The sequence below is a fragment of the Microbacterium abyssi genome (assembly GCF_015277895.1).
GTDB lineage: Bacteria > Actinomycetota > Actinomycetes > Actinomycetales > Microbacteriaceae > Microbacterium > Microbacterium abyssi.
Map to the genome: position 1 here is coordinate 1922975 of NZ_CP063815.1, position 14564 is coordinate 1937538.

Genomic DNA, 14564 nt, shown 5'->3' on the forward strand with positions numbered 1-14564 from the left:
CAGAGTCACTCGAACTGCGCAAAGTCAGGAACTTTCAGGATATCGGATCGCCGTCGCGTCCAGGCCTCAGAGCGAAGTGCGCCAGGCCGCGGGGAGCTCGGCTCCCAGGGCCGCCAGCGGTGCCCTGGCCTTGGTCGCAACCTCATCGACCTCGGCGGCGGGCTCCGACCCCCAGGTGATCCCTCCCCCGGCACCGACGACCGCACGCGCGCCGTCGATGAGGATGCTGCGGATCACCATCGCCAGATCCACTGCGCCGTCCACTCCCACGTAGCCGAAGCAGCCGCTGTAGACCCCGCGCGGTGTGCCGGCTTCGAGGTCGTGCAGCACCGTCATGGCGGACAGCTTCGGGGCGCCGGTCATGCTGCCGGCCGGGAACGCGGCATCCCACAGCCCTCGCACGGTGAGACCCTCGGCGGCAAGCCCGCTGACCGTGCTCACGAGCTGGTGCACGGCCGGGTACGCCTCCACCTCCCAGAGTCCCTCGACACGGATCGATCCCGGCTCGCACACCCGCGAGAGGTCGTTGCGCATGAGATCGACGATCATGACGTTCTCGGCGCGCTCCTTCGGGCTCGCCTTGAGTTCGGCGGCGAGCGCCGCATCGGATGCCGCATCCGCTCCCCGAGGACGTGTGCCCTTGATCGGGCGGGTACGGATGCGCCCGCCCGTCGCGTGCAGGAACGTTTCGGGGCTCGCGCTGAGCAGAGCGCGATCGCCGATCCGCACGAAGCCCCCGTGGTGTGCGGGAGTCGCGGTCCGCAATCGCAGATAGGTCTCGACGGGGTCGTGAGGTCCGGGGACCGTGAACCTCGTCGTGAGGCACAGCTGGTAGGCGTCCCCGGCACGGATCGCGTCGCGGCAGCGTTCGATCAGGGCGGCGTACTCGTCGGGGGTGTGGCGGGCGGATGCTGCGGCCGGGGTCGACGTTTCGACTCGCGGAGACCCGCGCTGAGCGAGCGCAGCGAGTCGAAGCCGCCCACCCATCTCCCACACACTCCCGGTGGCATGATCCACGGCCACCGCGGCCGTCACGCGCAGCCATGCCGGTCCTCCCTCCGGCTCGGCGGCAGGAGCGCCCGCGCGCCGCGCGCCGCTCTCGTAATCCAGCCAGCCGATCCAGCCGCCCCGGAAGGGCGGCAGCCCGCCCGCCCCGGCATCCACGTCCAGTCGCACCTCGCCGGGGCCCGCGGCATCCGGCTCACCGATGCCGATGATGCTCCATCCCTCGGCGGCTCCAGCACCGGCATCCAGCCAGAACAGGTCGGCGTGCACGGCGGCGAGTGCGCGGAAGAGCTGCGGCAGGTCGACGCCGGCGTCTAGACGGCGCACATCGAGCAGCGGATCACTGGGCACGATCACAGCGTAAGGTGCGTATTCTCGTTGCGTGGACGACTTCCTGCTGTGGCTCCTGGATGCCGTGCAGGCTGTCGACCCGGTCGCCCGCACTCTCATCGCCGGACTGGCAGTGATGCTCGAGACGAGCATCCTCATCGGCCTCATAGTGCCGGGCGACACGATCGTCATCATCGCCTCCATGGGCGTCGATGGCCCGGTGGAGGTCGTCGCGATGGTCGTCACCGTCGTGATCGGGGCGCTCATCGGCGAGAGCATCGGCTTCTGGCTGGGACGCTGGCTCGGCCCGCGCATCAGAGCCTCCTGGATCGGTCGCAGGATCGGCGCACACCACTGGGACCGCGCCGAGCGCTACCTGGCGCGCCGAGGGGGCGTAGCGATCTTCCTGTCGCGTTTCCTCCCTGTGCTGCACTCGCTCGTCCCGCTCACCGTCGGGATGAGCACCTACTCGTACCGCCGATTCCTCGCCTGGACGGCCCCGGCCTGCCTGATCTGGGCCGCCGCGTACGTGAGCGTCACCTCGCTCGCCGCCGGTGGGTTCCGCGAGCTCGTAGACCGGGTGCACTTCGCCGGTTACGTCTTCGTCGGCGTGATCGTACTGTTCCTGCTGCTGGTGTTCCTGGGGAAGAAGGCGCTCACGCGATGGGAGTCGCGGCATATGCACGTCACTGATCCTGACGAGAGCACCGGTCACGACGTGAAAGACTGAAGACGATGTCCGAAGACAGCGCCAAGAAACCCAGGATCCACTGGTTCGCGCGACTCGAGCACCGTCTGCACGTCTGGCGGGAGAGCCGGGCGCGTCGTCGTGGACGCACGGCGACCATCCTGCCGTTCGCCGGCTACGGCGGCACCGGCTGGGTGCGCGTCGTGGGGCGCGTTCTGATCGTCCCCCCGCCTCGTCGGGGCGCCGACGGCGAATACGAGTCGGTGCGCGGCTGGCGCAGCTTCGTCGGCATCCCGGTCGGGTTCTCGAAGGCCCGCATCACGATCGCCGGGCAGACCCGCGAGGTCATCGCCGACCGAGGAGGCGTGATCGACACCACCCTCGATGTCGACCTCGACCCCGGGTGGCAGACCTTCACCATGTCGGTCGAGGGTCAGGAGCCTGTCGAGGGCAGCGCTTTCATCGTCGGCGACGACGTCGACTTCGGGATCCTGTCCGACATCGATGACACCGTCATGGTCACCGCTCTCCCCCGCCCGTTCATCGCCGCGTGGAACTCCTTCGTCGTCGACGAGCACGCCAGGATCCCGGTCCCCGGCATGGCTGTGCTCATCGAGCAGCTGGTGCGCGAGCATCCCGGCTCCCCGATGATCTACCTGTCCACCGGCGCGTGGAACGTCGCGCCGACGCTCAGCCGGTTCATGAACCGGCACCTCTTCCCGCCTGGGTCGATGCTGCTCACCGACTGGGGCCCGACGCACGACCGCTGGTTCCGAAGCGGCCGCGAGCACAAGCTGCGCAACCTGCGCCGTCTCGCCGAGGAGTTCCCGCGCATCAAGTGGCTGCTGATCGGCGATGACGGGCAGCACGACGAGGCGATCTACACCGAGTTCATGATCGACCACCCCGATTCGGTGGCAGGAGTCGCGATCCGGCAGCTGTCCACGACCGAGGCGATGCTGGCCGGCGGCCGCGCGGCTTCGGACGACCACCCTCACGCCGCGCCGTGGGTCGCCGCCTCGGATGGCGCGGGGCTGCGCGAGAAGCTCACAGACGTCGGCATCCTGCGCTGAGCGAGGTCATCGTGTCCGACGGTTCACTCGATCGCAGCACGTGGCAGGCGCGCGAGCACGCGCACCAGGCCCGTGCCGATGCGCTGACCTCCGCGCACCGCGAGCGCGCATCGCGCGGCGAGAAGCATCCCGTCTGGGACTTCCTGTTCACCTACTACTCCTACTCGCCGTCACAGTTGCGGCGCTGGCATCCCGGGGCCGGCATCGAGCTGCGGAGCGCACCCGAGCGCGCGGGCTGGCGCTGGTACGCGGCCGGCTCTGCGCCGGAAGCCGTCTTCCCCGACGCCGCCGCCTTCGCGCTGGAGAAGGGTCCGCTGGCGCAGCTCGTCGAGCGGATGCTGCGCCGCACCGCCGCGCGCCCCGGGCAGTTCGGCTGCTTCGGTCTGCACGAATGGGCGATGGTGTACCGCGAGGACGAGCACCGGCATCCCGCGCCCCTTCGGCTCGGACAGGCCGGCACCGACGCGGTCGTCGAGGCGCATGACCTGCGCTGCACGCACTTCGACGCGTTCCGGTTCTTCACCCCGGAGGCCGCGCCCCGCAACCGCACCGCGCTGACCCGCGAGGATCAGCCCGTGCTCGAGCAGCCCGGCTGCCTGCACGCCGGCATGGACCTGTACAAGTGGGCGATGAAGCTCGGTCCGCTCATCCCGGGCGAGCTGCTGCTGGACACGTTCGAGCTGGCCCGCGACATCCGGCTGCTCGACATGGAGGCCGCGCCCTACGACCTGTCCGGATGGGGCGTCGTGCCCGTGCAGATCGAGACCGCGGAGGGCAAGGCCGAGTACGTGCGCCGGCAGCGTGAGTTCGCCGAGCGCGGCAACGCGCTGCGCCGCCGGATGCTGGATGCCTGGCTGGGCTCCCGGCAGAACGCCCTCACGGGTCGTTGAGCGCAGGAGCCGCCGCAGACGGGACGGGCTGAGCGGGCGAAGCGAGTTGAAGCCGCAGCTCAGGGCACCGGCGCGCACTCCGCGCAGGGACCCCAGACGGCGCCGGATGCCGCGCGCTCGAGCCGCAGCTTCATGACGCGCTCCGCCGCCTCCTGAAGACGCTCGGCCGGCAGGGTGCCGTCTTCGACGGCCGCCGCGATCCCCGCGATGAGCTGCCCCGCCGTGTCCGGCGTCGAGTGGGCGATCATGAGCACCAGGTCGCTGCCCGCTGTGACGGCCGACACGGCGTTGGCCACAGGATCGTCGTACTCCGGAATGCCGGTGGAGATCAGCATCCCGAGGTCGTCCGTGACGATCACCCCGTCGAAGCCGAGGCCGTCCCTGGCGATGTCGTGCCACCGGGGCGACAGCGAAGCCGGGGCGTCGTCGACGGCGGTGTACGCGAGATGTCCGAACATCAGCACGGACGCGCCCGCATCGATCCCCGCGATGAACGGGAGCGCGTCGCTGCTCCCCCACTGGTCCAGGGTCTTCGCGGTGGCCGGGATCAGCGCGTGCGAGTCGCCTGGTGGGGCGCCGTGCCCCGGGAAGTGCTTGAGAGTCGAGGCGACGAACGGCTCCTCGGCATCGACAGCGGCGGCGACCCGGTCCGCTGCGGCCGAAGGGTCGGCGCCCAGAGAACGTGCGTGGATGAACGACGCCGCGTCAGGTGTCGTGTCGGCGACGACGCCGAAGTTCACGTTCGCGCCGGCACGGGCGACGAGCGCCGCGCGTGCCGCGAAGGCCGCACCGGTCGCGGCGGCAGGACTGTCCTTCAGGGTGCGGGAGGCGGGGAATTCGTCCCACGGCAGGCGCGAGACGTCGCCGCCCTCCTGGTCGATCGCGATCAGCGGCGGCACGTCCGCATCGCCGGTGACAGCTGCTGTCCTCTCCCGCAGCGCGGCTTCACTGCCGGGCACGTTCGCGCCCATCAGGATGAAGCCGCCGATGGCCGTGCTCTGCATGTAGTCGGCGAGCGCCGCGGGGTCGCTCGTCGGGATGTGCCCCATGACGATGCTCGCAGCCTGCTCGGTCGTGGTCATCTCCGCGACACGGCGCGCTGCATCGGCGGCCGGACCGCCGGGGGCGGCGGATTTCAAGGTGTCGGTTCGCGCGGATCCGGACGCTGTCGTGAGCGGAGCCCCCGCACCCAGCACTGCGACGGTGATCACCGCCGCAGCACCGAGCATCGAGACTCGGCGCACGGGGTCAGCGCTTCAGCGCGGCATCGATCGGCTCCGATGACGCCGGCGTACCGTTCCCGAATCGGATCGTCCGGCCGATCGTCAGCGGCTCCGCCAGAGAGGCTGCGATGACAGCCGCGACATCGGCGCGGGCGACGCGACCCCGTTCGGGAGCCTCGAGGTCGATGCGACCGGTCGGCTCGTCGAGGGTGAGCGTGCCCGGTCCGAGGATCGTGCCGTCGAGATCGGTACCGCGCAGGTGCTCGTCCGCTGTCCATTTCGCATCGGCGTACGGGAAGAACGAGTCGCCCTCCGGCACGCCGTGGTCGGCCGTGGAGCCGAGCCAGGACACCATGACGTACCGCTTCACGTCGGCGGCGGACGCAGCATCCATCGAGCGGATGGCGGCGTCGCGGTCGACCGCGTAGGTGCGTTCGGGATCGCCTCCACCGGCTCCCGCCGACCACACGACGGCGTCGTGCCCTCGGATGAGCTCGGTGATCGCCGCGGTGTCGAGCTGCTCGATATCGGCCACACGTGCGGTGGCGCCGGTCTGCTCGACATCCGACACATGATCAGGATTGCGCATCACCGATGTGACCTCGTCGCCGCGGGCGACGAGCATCGGGGCGAGCAGGAGCGCGATGCGGCCGTGGCCGCCGAAGACGATGACACGAGACATGGCTCCAGGCTAACCGCCCGTCGCGGCGGGAAGGGCGCATACCCGTAGAATCTCGGAAGCGTCCGCTCTGCCCGAGAGCAGACCTTCGCGAGACCGGACGATGATGCCCAACACTCCTTCCGCCGTGCCGCGGCGCACTGCTCGACTCGGCGCCCGCACCTGGCTCACGATCGTGACCGTGGGGCTGACGGGCCAGCTGGCCTGGACCGTCGAGAACATGTACCTGAACCTGTTCCTGTACAACACCGTGACCTCGGACCCGACGGTGCTGGCGACCCTGGTCGCCGCATCCGCCCTCACCGCGACGATCGCGACGCTGCTGCTCGGCACAGCGAGCGACCGGCTGCGGCGCCGTCGGGAGTTCATCGCGGGCGGTTACGTGCTCTGGGGTGCTTCGACAGCCGCGTTCGGACTCGTCGGCGTCGACGGCATCGCCGAGATCGTCGGCGTGACCAGTGCCGTGTCGATCACAGTGCTCGCCATCATCCTGCTGGACTGCGTGATGTCATTCCTCGGCGCCGGCGCCAACGATGCCGCATTCACGGCGTGGGTCACCGACGTCACGACACCGGCCAACCGCGGTCGTGTGGACGGTGTGCTGGCGATCATGCCGCTGCTGGCGATGCTGCTGGTGTTCGGAGCACTGGACGGCCTCACCCAGAGCGGGCAGTGGCCGCTGTTCTTCGGCATCGTCGGCGGGATCACCGTCGTGGTCGGCATCGCCGCATGGTTCCTCGTACGTGACGATCCCGAGCTTCGCTCGCGCGTGCGGGACACGGACCGATACCTGGTGCGGCTGTTCGTCCTCATGCGTCCCGCGGCGATCCAGGCGCACCGCGGCCTCTACACCGCGCTGCTGGTGTGGTGCGTACTGGGCATCAGCACTCAGGTGTTCCTGCCGTACCTGATCATCTACATCCAGCGCTATCTGAAGATCGACGGCTACGCGATCGTTCTCGCCGCCGTCCTCGTAACGGCATCCGTCATCAGCGTGGTGGGCGGACGCGTGATCGACCGGGTCGGCAAGCTGCGTGCTCTCGTCCCCGCAGTCCTCCTTCTCGCAGCGGGCCTGGTGGCGATGTTCTTCGTGCGCGGCATGGTGCCGGTCATCCTCGCCGGCATCGTCATGATGTCTGGATTCATGCTCTCGACCGCCGCGATCTCGGCAATCGTGCGCGACCGGACGCCGGCTGATCGCGCAGGCTCCGTGCAGGGGTTGCGCATGATCGCCGTCGTGCTGGTGCCGATGGTGGTCGGCCCGTTCCTCGGAGCCGCCGTGATCACGGGTGCGGCGGAGACGTACATCGATCTCGGTCAGGTCAAGCAGGTGCCGACACCGTGGATCTTCGTCGCGGCCGCCGTCGTTGCGCTGATCGCACTGGTGCCGGTGAGGATGCTGCGACGGCTTCCCTCAGCTTCGTTCGAGGCGGCCGCCGCCACTGAGGAGCCGGCCCGGTGACGGCGCTCCTGACGGAGTGGGGCGAGGCACTCGATCCCGACGCAGTGCTGCCCGAGTACCCGCGTCCGCAGATGGTCCGCGACAGCCACCTGTCCCTGAACGGACGATGGGACTACGCGATCGTCCCCTCGTCCTCATGGCCGGGGAACGCGCCGGAGGCGTGGGACGGCGAGATCATCGTGCCCTTCTCCCCGGAGACCCCGCTTTCCGGAGTGGAGCGGCAGCTGCAGCCGTCCGAGACCCTGTGGTACCGCCGCACGGTCGTGATGGCTCCGGGATTCCGCTCGGACCGGCTGGTGCTGCATTTCGGCGCTGTCGATCAGAGCTGCGTCGTCTTCGTCGACGGCGTCGAGGTCGCTTCGCACGTCGGAGGGTTCACGGCGTTCAGCGCGGTGATCTCGCCCGAGCGCGACGAGTTCGAACTCGTCGTCGCCGTGCAGGATCTGACTGACACTTCGCATCATTCACGCGGGAAGCAGCGCGTCAAGCGCGGCGGGATCTGGTACTCGCCGCAGTCGGGCATCTGGCAGACCGTCTGGCTCGAGTCGATGCCGGAGGTTGCGGTGCAGCACATCGAACTCACTCCCCGGCTCCGGTTCGACGACACCGGGTCCGTCGTCGAGGCGGCGCTCGAGGTGACCGTGCGTGCGTGGGACGATGTTGCGGCCGAAGCATCCGTCGTCATCTCAGCTGGCGGCGTGGCCGTCGCCCAGACGACCATGACCACCGGCGTCACGACGCGCGTCGATGTTCCCGATGCGCGTCTGTGGTCACCGGAGGACCCATACCTCTACGACCTGTCGATCGCACTCGCCCACGATCGGATCACGTCGTATGCGGGCCTCCGCTCTCTCGGCGTCGGAAAGGACGCGGCCGGTCACCCCCGCCTGCTGCTCAACGGCGCGCCCTACTTCGCCGCAGGTCTGCTCGATCAGGGCTATTGGTCCGACGGGTGGCTGACCGCTCCGAGCGACGCGGCGTTCGTGCGCGACATCGAACTGGCGAGATCGCTGGGATTCACGATGCTGCGCAAGCACATCAAGCTCGAACCGCTCCGCTGGTACCACCACTGCGATCGGCTGGGGATGCTCGTGTGGCAGGACATGGTCAACGGCGGTGAGACGTACCGGCCCCGGGTGATCACCGCGCCCGTACTCACTCCTGTGCGGCTTAGGGATGACCGCCACCGGCTGTTCGGACGCGCGGACGCGGCCGGACGAGCGCAGTTCCTGCGTGAGCTCGACGAGACCATCGCCCAGCTGCGCAACCAGCCGAGCATCGTGTGCTGGGTGCCGTTCAATGAGGGGTGGGGGCAGTTCGACGCCGCAGCGGTCGCCGATCGAGTGCGCGGCCTCGATGACTCGCGCGTGATCGATCACGCGTCCGGTTGGCACGACCAAGGCGGCGGAGACGTAAGAAGTCTGCACGTCTACTTCCGACGTCTGCGGATGCGGGCCGCCTGGTCTGATGGAAGACGACCGATCGTCCTGTCCGAGTACGGCGGCTACAGCCTGCGGGTCGACGGTCATGTGAGCACCGACAAGAGGTTCGGCTATCGCCGATTCGGCGATCCTGCCGCACTGACCGCCGCCTTCGCAGCGCTCCACCGCGACGAGATCCTGCCCGCACTGCCCCAGGGGCTCTCCGCCACCGTGTACACCCAGCTGAGCGATGTCGAAGACGAGGACAACGGGCTGATCACCTACGATCGGCGCGTCGTGAAGATCGACGAGGAGGCCGTGCGCGCACAGATCGGCGCGCTGCGGCTGGAGACGAACAGGAGCATCGATGACCGAGCGTGAGATCACCGAGCGCGTTTCGCTCACAGACCCGCGAGGCGGGCTGAACCCGGCCGCACTCGGCTGGACGCGCACTCCGCTTCACGACACCTCCGGCATCCCCTCCAGTCGTCACTGGGGCCGCAACAAGCGATGGGAGTACTGGGGCATCATGACCCCGACGCACATCATCGCACTCACCGTCTCGTGCATCGATTACCTGTCGCTCCATTCGGTCTGGGTTCTGGATCGCGCGACCGGACAGGAGATCGAGACCACCGTGCTGTCCCCCGGCGGTCGCAGTGCGACGCTTCCGGCGTCGCTCGGCGAGGGCCCGGCGCGTGCGCGGACCTCGAAGGTCAGGCTCGACATCGAAGAGATCGAGGATGCGACGAGGCTGCGTGGCAGCGCGCCTCGGGTGTCGTTCGATATCGCGGCCGAGCGGCCGGCCGGACACGAGGCGCTGGGCGTCGTGGTGCCATGGCGCCGCGGCGAGCGCGTCCGCCGTTTCCAGTACACGGTGAAGGATGTCGCGCGGCCCGCCCGCGGCACCCTGACTATCGACGGGACGCGATTCGACGTGCCGGAGGGAAGCTGGGCGGTGCTCGATCACGGCCGCGGCCTCTGGCCGTATCAGGTCTGGTGGAACTGGGCGGCCGGGAGCGGGATCGTCGACGGACGGGTGATCGGACTGCAGCTGGGGTCGAAGTGGACAGACGGTTCCGGTGCCACCGAGAACGCCCTCTTCGTCGACGGGCACCTGTCGAAGGTCAGCGAGGAGCTGATCTGGGACTACGACTCCGTCGACTGGATGCAGCCGTGGCACATCCACGGCGAGAGCGCCGACCTGACGTTCACGCCCTTCCACAACAAGCACTCGCGCACCCAGGCCGTGCTGATCTCCACGCGCACGGACCAGCTCTTCGGGACGTGGTCCGGATGGGTGCTGGACGACGCGGGACGCCGAGTCGTAGTGGACGGCATCGAGGGCTGGGCCGAGGACGTGCTCAACCGCTGGTGACGAGCGCCGACAGCGCACGCTGCACGCCCTTCGCTGCGGCCCGCCCTGCACGGTTGGCACCGATCGTGCTGGCTGACGGGCCGTAGCCGACGAACTGGACACGCGGATCCTTCACCGCCGTCGTGCCCCGGCCCTTCCGGTCGAGCTGGATACCGCCGGCCTCACTGCGCAGGTGCAGCGGGCCGAGGTGCCCGATGGCGGGGCGGAATCCGGTGGCCCACAAGATCACGTCGACGCGCTCGAAGGAGCCGTCGGCCCACCGCACACCGTCCGGTTCGATGCGCTGGAACATGGGCCGCCGATCAGCGTAGGCGCCCAGGCGGAAGGCCTCGCGTTCCTGCGGACGCAACATGAGCCCTGTGACCCCGACGACGCTCTGCGGCGGGAGACCCTGAGCGACGCGCTGCTCGACGAGGGCGACGGCCGCGGCCCCGGCTTCCGGAGTGAAATCGTCGTCACGCCAGACCGGCTCGCGGCGGGTGGCCCAGAGCGTGTCCGTGATCGGGGCGAGCGCACCGAGGAACTGCACGGCGGACGCGCCGCCCCCGACGACGAGCACGCGCTTGCCGCGGAAGTGCTCGGGCCCGGGGTAGTCGACGGTGTGCAGCTGTTCGCCGACGAACGTCTCCATGCCCGGGTAGTGCGGCAGGAACGGCTGACTCCACGTGCCCGTCGCGTTCACGAGCGTACGTGTTCGCCACTCACGCTCCCCTGCGTGCACGACGAGGACACCGTCGTCGTCGGTGACGCGATCGACGTGAACCGGCCGAAGAACCGGGAGGGCGTGGTCGCGTTCATATCCGGCGAAGGATGCCGGCACGACGGCGTTCGCACGCTGGTCGTCGCGCGCGGGCGCTGCGGCGCCGGGCAGTTCGGCGACTCCGTGCACGTCGTTCATCGTCAACGCGTCCCACCGGTGCCGCCAGGCGCCGCCCGGAGCGTCGTTCGCGTCCAGGACGAGGTGATCGATTGCCAGCCGCCCCAGGTGGAAAGAGGTCGAGAGGCCCGCCTGGCCTGCGCCGATGACGATGCTCTCGAGGATCTCCATATCTATGACAACGCATGCATCTGCGGCTGTGTTCCCGCAGACCCGCCCGGCATCGCCCCGATTGGCACCAACGCCTGCGCTTGTTGTATTCTTTTCAAGTTGCCCCGGTTCACGGGGAGACGAGATGGGCCTGTGGCGCAGCTGGTAGCGCACCTGCATGGCATGCAGGGGGTCAGGGGTTCGAGTCCCCTCAGGTCCACCATTCTCTCACCACGCACGCGGACTTTCACGCCGACGTCGTCACCTGCGACTTCCACCACGGTGTCTCTATGAAGCCGCGCTTCATGAAGACGAGCTCCATCGACGCGCTCCAACCGCGGACGCCCTTCAGGTGGGCGATCGTGCCGGTCATGAAGTCGTGAAGGGTCTCGGTCGTCGGCAGGATGATCTCGCAGTAGAGCGAGTTCTCTTCGAGCGAGGACGCGAGGAATCGCACGGAGACGTGCTGCGAGAGAGTCTGCGCCACCGAGTCGATCCGGGACGGCTCCACTCGCACCATCAGCAACGTCTCAGCGCTCATACCGAGCGCTGAGGCCGGGATCATCGTCACGGTGGTCAGACATCCGGCGGTGCGCATCCTCTCGTAGCGTCGGCGGACGCTGCTCTCATTGACACCGAGCCTCGACGCCAGGGAGAGGAACGAGGCGCGGCCGTTCTCACGCAGCTCCGCCACGATCGCGCGGTCCGTGGCGTCAAAATGCGTCGGATCGCAAGTGTTCGGTGCAGGCATGTAGGCCTGGGGATCGCTTGCGGCCGTCGCATGGGAGTCGTACAGCTGACGCCCCCAGTCGAAGCTCACCTTGTAGGTGTGCATGATCAGGTCGCTGCGCCAGCGCTCCACGCCGGGGATCGCCTGCAGCCCGGTGAGCACCCGGGTGAAGTTGGCGGAATCCCCGGGGATGACGACTTCGGCGAAGATGTCGAACTTGCCGGTGACCAGGGTGACGAAGCGGACGTACTGCGATTCGACCAGCTTCTCGGCCACGTCGACCTGCGAGCCGGGCGTGCAGTTGATGCGTATCAAGAACGACTCAACATGCCCCTCACTGCCCAGCGTCGGCACGATGCCGACGCGAACGACGCCCTCGGCCAGCAGCTGCTGACCACGGCGTGTCACCGTTGAGACGGATGCTCCGGCGAACTCAGCGATCGATGTCCAGCTCGCTCGCCCGTCCTGCTGCAGCGCGACCATGATGCGCCGGTCGAGATCACTGACCTCTCGTCCGAGGTCGATCGAACTCATGAGAGCGTCAGTGGAGGGTGCACGCGGTGCAGAAACTCCCTCACCGTCCTGGTCCACGCATCTGCCTCCTCGATCTGCGGAGAATGTCCCGACTTCTCGAACACGACCAGCTCGGAACCCGGGATGAGATCGGCAATGGTCTGGCTACACGATACTGGGGTGATCCAGTCCGTTCGCCCCACAGTGATGAGTGTCGGCACCGCGATCTCGTGCAGTCGTGGCTTGAGATCGTAGTCGGGCAGGTTCACCGAGAACGCGTAGTTGTGCGCTTCGTACCGGTACGGCGTCGCCTCGACCTTGCGCTCGACCGCCTCCGGGTCGTAGACGAAGTCGTAGAGCGGGAGGATCTCACGCCAGCACTCCTTCAGATCGGCGTTGTCGTAGACCTTGCCGACGTCGATCCGATCGAACTTCTCCATGTCGATGCTCACCCGGTCGGACGCCAGCGCATTCTCCCGAGCGAGATGGGCGTTCGAGTTGTCCGGAGAGGTGTCCCGCAGCACCAGGGCCGCGACCCGATCCGGATACCGCAGGGCGTACTCCATCGTCATGAAGCCGCCGTAGGAACCGCCGGCCATCACGATCCGCTCCGCGCCGAGCCACTCGCGGAGCGCATCGATGTCCGCCGCCCACTGCTCGTGGCTGAACGTGCCGTTGCCCTCGCTCTGTCCGCTGCCGCGCGCATCGAACACCACGACGCGGTATTCATCGCTCAAGCGACCGAAGCTCGAGCGTGGTTCCGCCCGAGAGCCGAGGCCGGGAGCGCCATGATGCGTCATGATCACGGGCGCATCCTTCGGACCGAGAACCTCGACGGCCAGACGGTTGCCGTTGATCTCGACCCATTCGTGGTCGGTGGTGGCAGCGGCGAACTCGGGCGAAACCGACGGATTGGTGGTCATGTCGTCCTCTTCTCTCAGATGGGTCAGCGCGCTCAGAGCGCGATCGTGCAGTCGTCCAGGGTGCGCGGATACGTCGTCAACGACTCGGCCCCGTCCGCGGTCACCAGCATGCTGTCGCTGATGCGATATCCGGCGTGACCCGGCACGTAGACGCCGGGCTCGTTGGAGACGATCATCCCCGGCTCCAGCCGCGTCGAATCACCGTCCTCCAGCCACGGCGGCTCGTGCATTCCGAGTCCGATTCCGTGGCCCTGCCGATGCCGGATGTACTCCCCGAGGCCTGCTTCGCGGATCACATCGAGACAGAGCCGGTTCGCTTCTCGGCACTCGAGACCGGCACGGATCGTCTCACGACCGACGCGCTGGGCGCGATGGATCGTGTCATGGAACCGGCGCTGATCGGGCGTCGCTTCCCCGAGGACGAAGGTCCGTTCGCCCTCTACGAAACGGCCCCCGACAGCACATCCCAGGGAGAGCATGAACGTGTCGCCTGCGCGCAGACGATTCACCGACGGCAATCCGTGCGGAAAGGCGGAGTTGGCTCCGGAATACACCAGTCCCCCGGCGAGCAGCGAAGCGATCACCACATTGCGATGCTCCGCGTACATGATCCTCGTCCCGGTGGCGGTGACATGGCGTTCCAACTCGGCCTCGGTCGGCAGTTCCGCGCCGTCGGAGAGCGCCTCCGCAACCAGGGCGACTCCGGCCTCCAGCATCCGATCGGTGATCCTCGCCGCCTCCCTGTGCAGCGCGACTTCCTCCGGGAACTTCACGAAGCGACAGCGCGTGAGCAGGTCTGAGGGGATGAACTCGACCCCAGGCAGCGACTCGCGTGCCGCGGAGAGTCTCGCGTACGGCATCGTCATGGCGAATCCGACCCGCCTGCCGCCGTTTCCCACCGCGCGGGCGAGCGCAGCGAACGGCGAGACGACTCCCGGGTACTCCGGGAATGCCACCAGTTCGGCATGCGCGGACTGCGATTCGGCATACTCGCGTTCCAGTTCCGGGAGCAGCAGCACGGCGCGTCCATCGGAGTCGATCCAGATGGCTGCAGGCCGCTCGGACGGATGGTGGAAGAATCCGGTGAGATAGGCGATGTCCTCAGGATGATCGGAGAGGAAAGCGTCGAGCCCCTGGTGCGCCAGCTGATCACGAACACGCCGTTGCACCCGTTCGAAGAAGTCCGGCGCGAGCCGCTGGTCGAGTTCGGTCATGAGGTCCT

13 protein-coding genes and 1 tRNA gene are annotated in these 14564 nt (G+C 68.3%); 7 read left to right on the forward strand and 7 right to left on the reverse strand.

The features are described 5' to 3' along the window. Positions 1-66 precede the first annotated feature (66 nt). Positions 67-1356 carry an anthranilate synthase component I family protein gene (locus tag IM776_RS09325; protein WP_422730907.1) on the reverse strand — a complete coding sequence of 430 codons (1290 nt, stop codon included), beginning with the start codon at positions 1354-1356 and terminating at the stop codon, positions 67-69. Between the two features lie 31 nt (positions 1357-1387). Between IM776_RS09325 and IM776_RS09330 the strand changes: the two genes are divergently transcribed. Genes IM776_RS09330 through IM776_RS09340 form a run of 3 tightly spaced genes read left to right on the forward strand, consistent with a single transcriptional unit; the run spans position 1388 to position 3986 of the window. Then, entirely contained in the window at positions 1388-2065 is a 678-nt protein-coding gene (locus IM776_RS09330; RefSeq protein WP_194419806.1) for a DedA family protein, read from the forward strand. Between the two features lie 5 nt (positions 2066-2070). Next, entirely contained in the window at positions 2071-3096 is a 1026-nt protein-coding gene (locus IM776_RS09335) for an App1 family protein (protein ID WP_194419807.1), read from the forward strand. 11 nt (positions 3097-3107) lie between these two features. Next, the gene (locus tag IM776_RS09340; protein WP_228479693.1) at positions 3108-3986 is read left to right on the forward strand and encodes a 3-methyladenine DNA glycosylase; all 879 of its coding nucleotides are present in this window, start codon (positions 3108-3110) and stop codon (positions 3984-3986) included. A 59-nt stretch (positions 3987-4045) separates the two neighbouring features. Here IM776_RS09340 and IM776_RS09345 read toward each other — a convergent pair whose 3' ends face one another. Both IM776_RS09345 and IM776_RS09350 read right to left on the reverse strand, forming a co-directional pair. Next, positions 4046-5230: a glycoside hydrolase family 3 N-terminal domain-containing protein gene (locus tag IM776_RS09345; protein ID WP_228479694.1), complete on the reverse strand. Its 1185-nt coding sequence runs from the start codon at positions 5228-5230 to the stop codon at positions 4046-4048. 4 nt (positions 5231-5234) lie between these two features. Continuing rightward, a complete protein-coding gene (locus IM776_RS09350) occupies positions 5235-5891 on the reverse strand; it encodes an SDR family oxidoreductase (protein WP_194419808.1) in 657 nt (218 codons plus the stop codon). 103 nt (positions 5892-5994) lie between these two features. On the opposite strand from IM776_RS09350, the gene IM776_RS09355 reads away from it, so the two are divergent. The 3 genes from IM776_RS09355 to IM776_RS09365 are packed head-to-tail and all read left to right on the forward strand — an operon-like array spanning position 5995 to position 10149. After that, on the forward strand, positions 5995-7350 hold the full coding sequence (locus IM776_RS09355) for an MFS transporter (RefSeq protein WP_228479695.1): 1356 nt from the start codon (positions 5995-5997) through the stop codon (positions 7348-7350). Continuing rightward, the gene (locus tag IM776_RS09360; RefSeq protein WP_228479696.1) at positions 7347-9152 is read left to right on the forward strand and encodes a glycoside hydrolase family 2 protein; all 1806 of its coding nucleotides are present in this window, start codon (positions 7347-7349) and stop codon (positions 9150-9152) included. Before IM776_RS09355 ends, IM776_RS09360 begins: the two co-directional genes overlap by 4 nt. Further along, on the forward strand, positions 9139-10149 hold the full coding sequence (locus IM776_RS09365; RefSeq protein ID WP_194419810.1) for a DUF2804 domain-containing protein: 1011 nt from the start codon (positions 9139-9141) through the stop codon (positions 10147-10149). The genes IM776_RS09360 and IM776_RS09365 overlap by 14 nt, the downstream gene beginning before the upstream one ends. Here the strand turns inward: IM776_RS09365 and IM776_RS09370 are convergent. Then, complete coding sequence (locus IM776_RS09370) at positions 10136-11197, reverse strand: NAD(P)-binding domain-containing protein (RefSeq protein ID WP_194419811.1); 1062 nt, start codon at positions 11195-11197, stop codon at positions 10136-10138. The two genes, IM776_RS09365 and IM776_RS09370, sit on opposite strands and share 14 nt — an antisense overlap. Positions 11198-11323: 126 nt before the next feature. On the opposite strand from IM776_RS09370, the gene IM776_RS09375 reads away from it, so the two are divergent. Continuing rightward, positions 11324-11399 (forward strand) — tRNA-Ala (locus IM776_RS09375). Positions 11400-11423: 24 nt separating this feature from the next. Here IM776_RS09375 and IM776_RS09380 read toward each other — a convergent pair. From IM776_RS09380 to IM776_RS09390, 3 genes are read right to left on the reverse strand one after another with little or no spacing between them, the layout of a single operon-like run. Further along, on the reverse strand, positions 11424-12440 hold the full coding sequence (locus IM776_RS09380) for an Lrp/AsnC family transcriptional regulator (RefSeq protein WP_194419812.1): 1017 nt from the start codon (positions 12438-12440) through the stop codon (positions 11424-11426). Beyond that, complete coding sequence (locus IM776_RS09385; RefSeq protein WP_194419813.1) at positions 12437-13342, reverse strand: alpha/beta fold hydrolase; 906 nt, start codon at positions 13340-13342, stop codon at positions 12437-12439. Before IM776_RS09385 ends, IM776_RS09380 begins: the two co-directional genes overlap by 4 nt. A 32-nt stretch (positions 13343-13374) precedes the next feature. Beyond that, positions 13375-14556 carry a M24 family metallopeptidase gene (locus tag IM776_RS09390; protein WP_194419814.1) on the reverse strand — a complete coding sequence of 394 codons (1182 nt, stop codon included), beginning with the start codon at positions 14554-14556 and terminating at the stop codon, positions 13375-13377. Between the last annotated feature and the right edge of the window lie 8 nt (positions 14557-14564).

Bases quoted from the DNA above. Each gene is read 5' to 3' on its own strand.
- IM776_RS09335 (WP_194419807.1), top strand. From the start codon at position 2,071: ATGTCCGAAGACAGCGCCAAGAAACCCAGGATCCACTGGTTCGCGCGA.
- IM776_RS09350 (WP_194419808.1), bottom strand. From the start codon at position 5,891: ATGTCTCGTGTCATCGTCTTCGGCGGCCACGGCCGCATCGCGCTCCTG.
- IM776_RS09355 (WP_228479695.1), top strand. From the start codon at position 5,995: ATGCCCAACACTCCTTCCGCCGTGCCGCGGCGCACTGCTCGACTCGGC.
- IM776_RS09365 (WP_194419810.1), top strand. From the start codon at position 9,139: ATGACCGAGCGTGAGATCACCGAGCGCGTTTCGCTCACAGACCCGCGA.
- IM776_RS09370 (WP_194419811.1), bottom strand. From the start codon at position 11,197: ATGGAGATCCTCGAGAGCATCGTCATCGGCGCAGGCCAGGCGGGCCTC.
- IM776_RS09380 (WP_194419812.1), bottom strand. From the start codon at position 12,440: ATGAGTTCGATCGACCTCGGACGAGAGGTCAGTGATCTCGACCGGCGC.
- IM776_RS09385 (WP_194419813.1), bottom strand. From the start codon at position 13,342: ATGACCACCAATCCGTCGGTTTCGCCCGAGTTCGCCGCTGCCACCACC.
- IM776_RS09390 (WP_194419814.1), bottom strand. From the start codon at position 14,556: ATGACCGAACTCGACCAGCGGCTCGCGCCGGACTTCTTCGAACGGGTG.